Source organism: Streptomyces sp. BE303 (genome assembly GCF_036290945.1).
In the GTDB taxonomy this organism is placed as follows: Bacteria; Actinomycetota; Actinomycetes; order Streptomycetales; family Streptomycetaceae; genus Kitasatospora.
In genome coordinates this window covers 251620-260851 of record NZ_JAQYWZ010000959.1, presented here as the reverse complement: position 1 = coordinate 260851, position 9232 = coordinate 251620, and the positions used below count along the sequence as shown (strand labels likewise).

Below are 9232 nucleotides of genomic sequence, written 5' to 3'. Positions count from 1 at the left end.
GGGGCGGATGCTGCCGGTGATGGTCCACGTGCTGGGCGCCGTCACCGAGTTGCGCCGCGCGCTGCCCGGAGCGGAGTGGCGTGTGCACATGGACGACCTCGACGTCCCGTGGGACGAGCAGGACGGCTACGCCTTCCCCGGCATGCACGACGCGGATCTCGCAGCCGCCTTCGGCGACTTCTGACGGCCGCTCCTGCGGTGTCGGGGAGGGTTCCCCGACACCGCAGGGCGCGCGACGCGGAGCGGGCCGTCAGCCGGTGAGGCGGTCGGCGGCCTCGTCCTCGCTCAGGGCCTCGATCTCGGCGATCAGCAGGTCCTCGACGCGGGCGGCGAGGGCGGCTGCGGTGGAGAGTTCGAAGGCGTCGCGGATCGGTACCTCCAGGCCGACCCCGGCGCGGATGCGGGCGACGACCCGGGTCACCAGGAGCGAGTCCCCGCCGAGGGTGAAGAAGTCGTCGAGCACCCCGACCCGGGGCAGGCCGAGGACCTCCTGCCAGAGCTGCGTGACGAGGTGTTCGGCGTCGGTGCGCGGGGCCAGGTACTCGGCCCCCGCGGTCGGGTCGGGGGCGGGGAGGGCGGCGGTGTCCAGCTTGCCGTTCAGGGTCAGCGGCAACCGGTCGAGCAGGACGACGGTGTCCGGGACGGCGTAGGCGGGCAGGCGCCGGGCGAGGTGTTCGCGCAGGGCGTCCGGTGCCGGCTCGGCGCCGGACGCGGGGACGGCGTAGGCGACCAGACGACGGCCGGCCAGGACGACGGCCGCCGCCCGGGCGACCTCCGGGTGGTCGGCCAGGGCGGCCTCGATCTCGGCCGGTTCGATCCGGTAGCCGCGCAGCTTGACCTGCTCGTCCGTGCGGCCGAGGTACTCCAACCGCCCGTCGGAGCGCCAGCGGGCACGGTCCCCGGTGCGGTACATCCGCGTCCCGGTGAACGGGTCGGGGCGGAAGGCTGCGTCGGTGAGGTCGGGGCGGCCCAGGTAGCCGCGGGCGAGGCCGGTGCCGCCGATGTGGAGCTCGCCCTCGGAGCCGCGGGGGAGCAGGGCGCCGCGCTCGTCGAGCACGTACAGCCGCACCCCCGGCAGGGGCCGGCCGAGCGGCGGGCGCCGGGCGGCGTCCGGGGCGGTGAGGTCGCCGGCGGTGGCGATGACGGTGGCCTCGGTCGGGCCGTAGGTGTTGACCAGCCGGACGGTGTCGCCGTGCCGGTCCCGCCAGCGTCCGACGGCGTCGGCGCGGGCCTCGGAGCCGCCGAGCACCACCAGGCGCAGGGCGGCCGGCCACGGGGTCTCGCCGTCGAGCGAGACCAGCTCCTCCCAGTACGCGGTCGGCAGGTCGAGCACGGTGACGGACGGCCCGTGCGGTCCGCGCAGCAGCTCGGGCAGGGTGCGTCCGCCACCGGGCAGCAGCACGACGCACGCGCCGGTGGCGAGCGCCGGCCACACCTCCTCGGCGTGGGTGTCGAACCCGATCGAGGCGAACTGGACGATCCGGTCGGCGGGCGTGAGCCGGTAGCCGTCGGGCCCCGCCATCCAGTCGACCCGGGCGGCGAGGGCCGCGTGGTCGACGGCCACCGCCTTGGGGGTGCCGGTGGACCCGGACGTGTAGAGGACGTACGCGAGCCCGGCCCGCTCGTCGCCGGGGGCGGGGTCGGAGACCGGCCGGACGCGGAGTCCGTCGCCGTCCTCGTCGGTCAGCAGGAGGACGGCGCCCGATTCGCGGAGCATCAGCCGCCGCCGCTCCTCCGGGTGGGCCGGGTCGAGCGGGAGGTAGCCGGCGCCGGCCTTCCAGACCGCCAGCAGCGCGACCACGAGGTCGAAGGACGGCGCGATCCGCACCGCCACCAGCTGCCCGGCGACCGGGCCGAGCCGGCCGGCCAACTCGTCCGCCAGGCGGTTCAGTTCGGCGTAGGAGAGGGTGTGGCCCCCGCACTCCAGCGCCGGCGCGTCCGGCGCGGTGGCGACCCGCTCGGCGAACCGCTCCAGGACCGGCGGCACCGGTCCGGACGCCGGCCCGGTGCCGAGCGCGAGCAGCTCGGCGCGTTCGTCCGCGCCGATCAGCCAGTCGCCGTGCAGCGGCAGCACCGCGTCCTCGACCACGGCGACGAGCAGGGCCCGGCACCGGTCGCCGAGCGCAGTGACGGTGGCCTCGTCGAAGACCTCCCGGTCGAAGCAGAAGGAGAGCGTCAGCCCGCCGTCCGGGGTGCGCCAGCTGTCGAGCAGCAGGTCGGTCTTGGCGCGTTCGAACCCGGAGTCCATCGAGGCGGTACGCACCCCGGCCGGCAGGTCGGACCCGCCGTCGCCCCCGGCCAGGTCGTACTGGCTCTGGTGGACGAACACCGCCTGGTAGAGCGGCGCCGCGCCGGCCTCCGCGGGCAGGCCCAGGTGGGCGGCGAGCCGTTCGACCGGCACGTCCTGGTGGCTCAGCGCGCCCAGGGTGGCGGCCCGGGCCCGGTGCAGCACCGTCCGGAAGTCCGGCTCCCCGGTGAGGTCCGCGCGGATCACGCCCGTCCGGGTGAAGTAGCCGACCAGCGCCTCCTGGGCGGCCTCGGTGCGGCCCGCCAGCGGGGTGCCGACCAGGAAGTCTCCGGTGCCGGTCCAGCGGGCCAGCACGCACTGGTAGGCGGCCAGCAGCACCATGAACGGGGTGCAGCGCTCCCGGCGCGCCAGCGCGTCCAGGGCGGCGGTGAGGCCGGGGTCCAGGCGCACCGTGGCGAACCCCGCCGGGTGCAGCGGCTCGGCCGGACGGGGACGGTCCAGGGGGAGCCGCAGCCGGCCGGTGCCGGCCAGCTTCTCGGCCCAGTAGCGGAAGGCCGCCTCGGCCCCGCCGTTCGCCGCGCGGTCCTGCTCGGCCCGGGCGACGTCGCCGTACCGCAGGCCGAGCGGTGCCAGGCCGGCCGGCCCCTCGCCGGTCTCCTCCCGGTAGAGGGCGAGCAGCTCGCTCCAGAGGATCCGGAAGGACCAGCCGTCCGACACGATGTGGTGCACCACCACGGCCAGCGCGTGCTCGTCGGGCCCGGACGAGATCAGGACGGCGCGCAGCGGCGGGCGGGCGGCCAGGTCGAACGGCGCGTTGACGGCCGGACGGCAGGCCTCGGTGAAGTCCCGCTCCCCGGCGCCGGGCGCAAGCTCGACCAGGTCGAGCGGGACCGGCGCGGGCGGCTCGACGAGCTGGACGGGCGCCTCGCCGTCGAGGGCGAAGCGGGTGCGCAGGGTCTCGTGCCGGTCCGTCAGCCGGGTGAGCGCGGCGCGCAGCGCCTCCCGGTCGAGCGGGCCGCTCCAGCGGCGGCAGAGGTACATGTTGAAGCCCGCGTCGGCGGGGTGGAGCTGCTGGAGGAACCAGAGGCGCCGCTGCTCCTCGGTGAGCGGGTGGGCCGCCCCGGTGGGGCGGTCGGCGCCGGTCGTGCGGTCGGTGGGAGTCATCGGGCGGCGGCCTCGGTTCCGGTACGGCGCGCGGCCGCGACGGCTGCGGGCGAGGTGAGGACGGGAGCGGGAGCGGGGGCTGGTGCGGTGCCGGGTGCGGCGTCGGTCGCGACGGTGCCGGGTGCGACGGCGTCGGCGCGGCCCGAGAGGGTGGCGAGACCGATCAGGTCGTCGGGCTCGGCGTCCGGGACGTCGCGGTCGAAGTGCCGCAGGGCCGGGACGGCCAGGCAGACCAGCACGAGCAGGGCCATGGCCAGGCCGAACAGCAGGTAGAGGAGACCGATGCCGCGTCCCTCGCCGGTGCCGATCAGCCGTCCCACGGTGCCCGCGAGCGGGCCGTCCTCGTCGACCCACGGCTGGACCAGGCGGGGGCCGAGCGGAGCCACCAGGGCGAAGCCGACCGGCAGGGTGGACCAGGCGACCATGGTGTTCACCGCGATCACGCGGCCGTGGAACCGGAGCGGCACCTTGGTCTGGACGATGGTCGCGTAGACGCCGTTGACCAGGCCGAGTCCGTAGGCCATGCCGAACGCGCCGATCGAGACCGTGAGGACCGAGGGCCGCAGGCCGGTCACCAGGCAGGCGACGGCCAGGCCGAGGGTCGCGACCAGGACGCCGCGCAGCCGCAGCCGTCGGGGACCGCCCCAGACGAGCAGGGTCAGGCCGCCCAGGACGGCGCCCAGGCCGGCCGCGACGGAGACCCAGCCGGCCGCCGCGAGCGGGGCGAAGGAGAGCACCAGCGGGGTGGTGAGCAGGAACAGCGGCGAGAGGAAGATGTTGAGCACCGCGAAGAACAGCAGCATCGCGCGGAAGTGCCGGCTGCCGAGCGCACGCCGGAACCCGGCGCGGATCTCGGCGGCGACGCTCTCCCGCCGCCGCGCGGCCATCACGTCCGGGAAGCGCACGGCGAGGGTGACCGCGGTGGCCACGACGTAGCTGGCGACGTCGAGCGCGAGGATGCCGCCGAGGCCGAGCACGGAGAGCAGGCCGACCGCGAACAGCGGCACCAGGAACTGGGCGAGTCCGAAGGCCATCTGGACGATGCCGTTGGCCCGGCCGAGGAAACGTTTCGGTACGAGCTGCGGGACGGCGGAGTTCCAGGCGAGCCGCTGGAACGTGAGCGCCGTGGAGAGGAGCGCGATCAGCACGTACGCGTGCCAGACCTCCAGACCGTCGGTCAGGTACAGCAGCAGCATCACCGCCTGGGTGAGGCCGGCCGCCACGTCGCCGTACAGCATGATCCGGCGCCGGTCGCCGCGGTCCACGACGGCGCCGGCGATCGGCGCGGCCAGGATGCCGGGCACCAGCCCGCAGGCGGCCAACAGGCCGAACTGGGCGAGCGATCCGGTGGTCAGGTAGATCCACACCGGCAGGGCGAACTCGGTGAGCGCGGAGCCGATCATGGAGATCTGCTGGCCGGCGGCGACGCCGAGGAACCGCCGCATGGTCGGCCGGGTCGACGGCGCCTTCGGGCCCCGGGAGGCAGGCGAGGTGCCCGCGGCGTTCGGCGAGGCGTCCGGGACGCCGACCGGCTGCTCCGCCCCGTCCCGGGAGAGCCCGGCCAGCCACCAGGTGGCGCCCTCGCTCCGCCGGTGCCGTTCCTCCTCGCCGGCCGCCACCGAGCGGTGCACGGTGGTCAGGATCTCGGCGAGCTCGGCGGCCCGGTACTTGAGGTAGAAGTGGCCGGCCTCGTCGAGCACCACCACGCCGGTGGTGTCGCTGAGACGGTGCCACTCCCGGTACCGCTCCTCGTAGAACTCGGTGGCCGGGTCCCGGTCACCGCAGACGGCGATCACCGGTGCGGCGATCCGGCCGTCCTCGCTCTCGAAGAGCCGGGTGAAGTACTGCTCGGCCTCCTTGGTGCCGATCCGGCGGTTGCCGACCATCAGGCGCAGCTGCTCGGTCCCGACCTCGTCGGTGTCCAGACCGGCCGCCGCCAGGGCGTTGATCATGCCCTGGTCGCTGCGGAGCCGGTCGGCGACCCTGGCCCACCACTCGCCCACGGCGGCGCCGCGTCCGCGCGGCCGGGCGAACGGGAAGATCCCGCCGAGGTGGACGGCCTCGATCTCCCGTCCGGCCGCCTCCACCCGCCGGGCGATCTCCACGGCCAGCCGGACGCCGACGCCGCAGTGGCCGTAGAGGACGATCCGCCCTTCCACGGTGTCGACGATCTCCTGCGCGCAGAGGGCGGCCACCTCGTCGATGTCCATCGCCTCCTCGCCCAGCTCGTGGCCGGGGACGGCGAGCGAGTGCAGTGCCCAGTCGGCGGGCAGGGCGTCGGCGAGCGGTTTGTAGATGAGCGCGCTGCCGCCGCCGTACGGGGTGCAGACGATGCTGGCGGTCGTCCGCCGGCCCGCCGGGGTGAGCCGGTGCAGCAGGCTGCGCGGTCCGCGGTCCGCGTGCGGGTCGCTGAGCAGGGCGGCGAGGCGCCGGACGGTCGGGTACTTGAAGAGGTCCATCACCCCGACCGGGGTGGGCAGTTCGGGGTAGGTGCGGCGCAGCCGGGCGACCACCTGGGTGGCGAGCAGCGAGTGGCCGCCGAGTTCGAAGAAGTCGTCCAGCGCCCCGACCCGCGGGACGGCCAGGAGTTCGGCCCAGAGTCCGGCGAGGTACTGCTCCTCCTCGCCCTCCGGTTCGACGTACTCGCCGGTGGCTGCGGGCTCCTCGGGCTCGGGCAGCGAGCGCCGGTCGACCTTCCCGTGGGCCAGCAGCGGCAGCCGGTCCAGGACGACGAAGCGGGCCGGGACCATGTAGTCGGGGAGGACCTCGGCGAGGGCCTCGCGCAGGTCGGCGGGTGCCGGGGCGGGACCGCCCCCCGGGTGTTCGAGGTAGCCGACCAGGGCCTGGCGCAGCCCTTCGCCGCGGGCCAGCACGACGGCCTGGGTGATGCCGGGCAGGGCGGTGAGGGCGGCCTCGATCTCCCCGGGCTCCACCCGGTAGCCGCGGACCTTGATCTGGTCGTCGGCGCGCCCCAGGTAGTCGAGGGTGCCGTCGGGCCGCCAGCGGGCGAGGTCGCCGGTGCGGTAGAGCCGGTCGCCGGTCGCGCCGAACGGGTCGTCGACGAACCGCTCGGCGGTGAGGTCGGGGCGGCCCAGGTAGCCGCGGGCGAGCCGGTCGCCGCCGAGGTACAGCTCGCCGGTGACGCCGGGCGGCACCGGTTGCAGCGTCTCGTCCAGGACGTGGCAGCGGGCGCCGGCGAGCGGGGCGCCGATGGGGGTGCTGCCCGGGCCGTGGGCGCCGGCGGTGACCTCGTGGACGGTGACGCCGACGGTCGCCTCGGTGGGGCCGTAGTGGTTGAAGACGGCGCACCGGCCGAGGGCGGCCAGCTCGGCGGCCCACGGCCAGGCCGAGGCCTCCCCGCCGAGCACCAGCGCCCGGCGCGGCAGCAGCCGCTCCATGGGGGCGTCGGCGCCGAGCGCGGCCAGGTGGGAGGGGGTCATCTTGAGGTAGTCGAGCTCCAGCGCCTCGATCTGGTCGGCGAGTTCGGCGCCGGCGATCCGGCGCGGCAGGAGGTGGACCCGGCCGCCGGTGGTCAGGGCGAGGTAGAGCATGGTGATGCTGAAGTCGAAGGACAGCGACTGGAGCAGCCCGTACGCGGCGCCCGGCTCGATCCGCAGCCGTTCCCGCACGCCGGCCAGGTAGTTGAGGATCTGGCGGTGCTGGACGGCGACGCCCTTGGGCGCGCCGGTCGAGCCCGAGGTGTAGATCACGTAGGCCAGGTGGTCCGGGCCGGAGACCTCGTCGAGCGGTTCGGCGTCCGGGGCGAGCGGATCGGGGCCGGGCGCGGCGCCGTCGGCCGGTCCGGTGTCGAGCAGCAGTTCGGCGCCCGCGTACCCGGGGAACCGCTCCCGCAGCACCGAGTCGGTGACCAGGACCCGCACCTCGGCGTCGGCCACCAGGTGGGCGAGCCGGGCGGGCGGCTGCTCCGGGTCCAGCGGCAGGTAGGAGCCGCCGGACTTCAGGACGCCGACCAGGGCCGCCGCCAGCTCGGGGGACTGCTCCAGGCAGACCGCGACCCGGTCGTCCGGGCCGACGCCGAGTGCCCGCAGGCGGCGGGCGAGGCCGGTGGCGCGCTGCTCCAGCTCGCGGTAGTCGACGGTGCGGTCCTCGAACACCAGGGCCGGGCGCTCGGGGTGGGCCCGCGCGGTGGCGGCGAGCAGCGCGGTCAGCGTGTCGGTGGCGGTGGCACCGCTGTCGGCGCCGGTTCCGGCAGCGGTGACGGGCAGCGGCGGGCCGGCGGCCCAGGTCTCCAGGACGTCCCGCCGCTCGCCGGGGGTGAGCAGCGGCAGCCGGGAGACCGGCCGGCCCGGGTCGGCCGAGGCCGCCGCGACCAGCAGTTCGAAACGCTCGACCAGCCGCCGGACGGTGGCCGCGTCGAAGAGGTCGGTGCGGTAGGTGAGCAGCCCGTACAGGCCGCCGTCGGACTTCTCCCGCATGTAGAGCGCGAGGTCGGTGCGGGTGGTGGCGGCCTCGTGGCCGAAGCTCTCGCCGGTCAGCGCGCCGGTGGCGGCGTCGGCGCCGGTACCGGCGCTGCGGTCGCCGTAGTTCTGGAAGGCGAAGGTGACCTGGAAGACGGCGGACCGGCTGACGTCGCGCTCGATCTCCAGGTCGGCCACCATCTGCTCGAACGGCACCTCCTGGTGGGTGTACGCGTCGAGGGTGGTCTCGCGGACCCGGCCGAGCAGCTCGCCGAAGGTCGGGTCGCCCTCCAACCGGGCCCGGATCGGCAGCATGTTGACGAACAGGCCGACGACGTCCTCCAGTTCGCGGTGGAGCCGGCCGGCGACCGCCGAGCCGACCGCGAAGTCCCGCCGTCCGGAGTGCCGGCCGAGCAACACCTGCAGGGCGGCCATCAGCACCATGTAGGCGGACGCGTTCGACGACCGGGCCAACTCCTTGACACCGTTGCCGAGTTCGGTGCCCCAGTGGAATTCCAGGGCGGCCCCGTCGAAGGTGAGCACCGGCGGGCGCGGCCGGTCGGTGGGCAGGTCGAGTGCGGGGACGTCCCGGAGCGCGGTCCGCCAGTACGCGCGGGAGGAGGCCAGCGCGTCGCCGTTCAGGCGCTCGCGCTGCCAGTGTGCGTAGTCGCCGAACCGGACGGCGGGGGCGGCCAGGTTGTCCGGGGTGCCGTGGGCGTGCCGGGCGTAGAGCGCGTCCAGCTCGCGGTGGAGGATGTCGAGGGACCAGCCGTCACTGACGATGTGGTGCATGACCAGCGCGAGCACGTGCTCCTCGGCCGCGGTGCGGACCAGCAGGGCGCGCAGCAGCGGACCGCTGGTCAGGTCGAACGGCTCCCCGACCAGGGCGGCGAGCTCGTCGGCGGCCTGCCCGGCCGGGTCCGGTGCGGCGCAGGCGTCGACGAACCGGACCGGGCAGGGGGCCGGTTCGGCGACTCGGACCTCCGCGGTGCCCTCGGGGGTGCTCGGGAAGGTCATCCGCAGCGCCTCGTGGCGGGCGACGAGGTCGGTCAGGGCGGCGTCCAGCGCCGGACGGTCGAGCGGGCCGCGCAGCCGGCGGGCCGGCGCCAGGGTGAAGGCGGTGGACTGCGGGGCGAACTGGTCCATGAACCAGAGCCGTTCCTGCCCGCTGGAGAGCGGGGGCGCGGTGTCGGACGGCCGGGCGGGCACGGTTCTGGCGGGGGCCGAGGCGGCGCGCAGCCGCTGGGCGAGCAGCGCGCGCTTGGTCGCGGACAGCCCGGTGGCAGGGTCCTGGGTGTCGGTCATCGGTGTTCCATTTCGGCGCACGTCGGTGGCGGAGGTGCCGGTGGGGCGGATCCGTCGCGGGAAGGGGAGGGCGGCGCGCGGTGGAGCGCGCGCCGCC

The 9232-nt window shown here is 75.7% G+C and carries 2 protein-coding genes and 1 pseudogene; 1 reads left to right on the top strand and 2 read right to left on the bottom strand.

Features of this window, described 5'->3' with window-relative positions; all coding sequences use genetic code 11:
- A pseudogene (locus tag PUR56_RS41720) lies at window positions 1-184 on the top strand (hypothetical protein); the annotation flags it as partial.
- 66 nt (window positions 185-250) lie between these two features.
- Here PUR56_RS41720 and PUR56_RS41715 read toward each other — a convergent pair.
- Together PUR56_RS41715 and PUR56_RS41710 are read right to left on the bottom strand one after the other, a co-directional pair.
- Window positions 251-3412, bottom strand: a complete 3162-nt coding sequence (locus PUR56_RS41715; RefSeq protein WP_329952823.1) for an amino acid adenylation domain-containing protein — start codon at window positions 3410-3412, stop codon at window positions 251-253.
- On the bottom strand, window positions 3409-9135 hold the full coding sequence (locus tag PUR56_RS41710) for a non-ribosomal peptide synthetase/MFS transporter (RefSeq protein WP_329952822.1): 5727 nt from the start codon (window positions 9133-9135) through the stop codon (window positions 3409-3411). Before PUR56_RS41710 ends, PUR56_RS41715 begins: the two co-directional genes overlap by 4 nt.
- Between the last annotated feature and the right edge of the window lie 97 nt (window positions 9136-9232).

What these genes read in the sequence shown, in the direction of transcription:
- PUR56_RS41715 (WP_329952823.1), bottom strand. Translation starts at nt 3,412, where the DNA reads ATGACTCCCACCGACCGCACGACCGGCGCCGACCGCCCCACCGGGGCG.
- PUR56_RS41710 (WP_329952822.1), bottom strand. Translation starts at nt 9,135, where the DNA reads ATGACCGACACCCAGGACCCTGCCACCGGGCTGTCCGCGACCAAGCGC.